This is a genomic window from Chitinimonas sp., assembly GCF_041904975.1.
GTDB lineage: Bacteria > Pseudomonadota > Gammaproteobacteria > Burkholderiales > Chitinimonadaceae > Chitinimonas.
In genome coordinates, this window is the sequence record NZ_JAYRLZ010000445.1 from 1 (window position 1) to 1868 (window position 1868).

General features: G+C 63.1%; 2 protein-coding genes. Both read left to right on the forward strand.

Annotated elements, in window-relative coordinates:
• Window positions 1-464: 464 nt before the first annotated feature.
• Entirely contained in the window at window positions 465-1013 is a 549-nt protein-coding gene (locus ACE3OH_RS21995; RefSeq protein ID WP_374358368.1) for a cyclic nucleotide-binding domain-containing protein, read from the forward strand.
• A gap of 475 nt (window positions 1014-1488) precedes the next feature.
• The coding region (locus ACE3OH_RS22000) for a WD40/YVTN/BNR-like repeat-containing protein (RefSeq protein WP_374358371.1) at window positions 1489-1868 on the forward strand (380 nt) is incomplete at its 3' end.

Here is a 1868-nt window from a genome sequence, read left to right on the forward strand (position 1 = left end):
GTGGGCGGGCGCTGGCCCGGCCAGCACTTCGGCATTGCCGGTGCCATCGGTCGATCCGGCAATGACGCGCGGGGGCGGAGGGGGAGGCGGAGCTTCGACGACGGGTGGCGGTGGTGGCGGGGTGGCACAACCGGCGATAACGACGGCCAGACTCAGGGCGGAAACAAGGTGGCGCATGAATTCTCCTCGGGCAATGCAGCCAGTCTAGCAAACCCGCCGCCAGCAAGCAGTATTTGCTTGTCATAGTTTTTAGTGACCTGTGCCTGATCGGCCATTTGCTGGAGACCGATTTCGCTACAGGCCCGGCGAGCGTCAGCGCCCCGCTAGCAAGCCTGCGTGCCGACCTTGGCTGCCATCCGGCCTGCGCAGCACGGTGGCTTGTGGCCCATGCCCATCTTCGAGATCACAGAAAAAATGGCAACAGCGCCTAGACTGGCTTATCCACAGTGTTGCGGATTCATGCCATGTCCACCAGCTCCCCGCTGCAGCGCCTGCTAGCTTCCGTCCCGCTATTTCGCGATTTGAGCCCGGAAGAGCTGGCGAGCTTTCTGGCGCAGTGCCAACAGGAAGAAGTCCCGGCCGGCACCGCGATCATTTCCCAGGGCGAACGCGGCCGCCACCTGTTTGCCGTGATGAGCGGCAGCCTGTCGGTCAGCCGCCGGCCGGAAGGCATGGAAGGGGTAGAGCCGATCACGCTGGCCACCGTCAAGGCGGGCGAGGTCTTTGGCGAGCTGGCCCTGGTGGATTTCGGCGAGCGCTCCGCCTCGGTCACCGCTACGGAAGCGTGCCGCCTGCTGCGTTTTGATCGGCTCGATGTGGTGAAGCTGTCGCCGCTGCTGCTCAGCAAGCTGTACCGCAATGTCGGCATGCTGATGGCGGCGCGCCTGCGCCAGACCAATAGCACGGTAACAGTGCTGCTGGCCGAAAAGCAGCATGAGGATGAAGCCGCCAGCCCCCCCGCGCCCGACAACGGCTTTGCCGCGCCGAGCCAGCGTACGGTGATTCGCCGTTGAATGGCGGGCGCAGCGCGTTTGTGTAGTGGCAACGTAGGCCACGCCGCCATCCCGGCGCGCGAGTTCGATCCACCGGCCATCTTCGTCGCCATGGGCGCCCGCCAACGCTGGCAAGACGGCGAACGCGTCACCCTGCTGGAGGATGGGCGAGTGATGGCCGAGCAAGTAGCGACAAATTCCTGTTTGGCATTTGAATACCGTATCTGCATCTGTAGGCGCGGCTTTAGCCGCGAACAGGCCGACATTTACGGCGAAAGCCGCTCCTGCTCCGCACAAACCTCATTGAATTCGAACAGTCGATGCCGTGGCAGAGCGCAGCACGGCAACGTGGCTTGGCCCTCGCCACGCCATCGCGTATGCTCGCGCGCCTGTGTCGGGCGAGGCGCCAAGCGGGCTTCACCCTCTGCGCTTGTCCGCCCGATCAGCTCGAAAACACCTTGCGCCACCATTGCGCAATGCTTCAGGAAACACGCTCGTGCCCTCTTTCTTCGCCCGCTGGATCTTGCTCCCCCTTCTTGCCTTACTGGTCATTACTTCCGCCGCCATGGCAGACGATGCCTGGACGCGCGGAGTGGGAATCGATGGTGCAACCCTCACTGCCTTGGTGAAGGACCGCAGTGGCAATCTTTATGCCGCAACGACCGATGGTGGTGTGTACAAGAGCAGCAATGGCGGCGACAGCTGGGCCACGGTGAATAACGGGCTGAGTAAGTTTGGCGACAATCCCTGGATTAACTCACTGCTGGCCGATCGCGCCGGCAATCTCTACCTAGCCCGTTACGATGGCGTGTATCGGAGTAGTAATGGCGGCGACAGCTGGACGGTGGCGAAGCGCGGGTTGGCAAATCCTGCTTT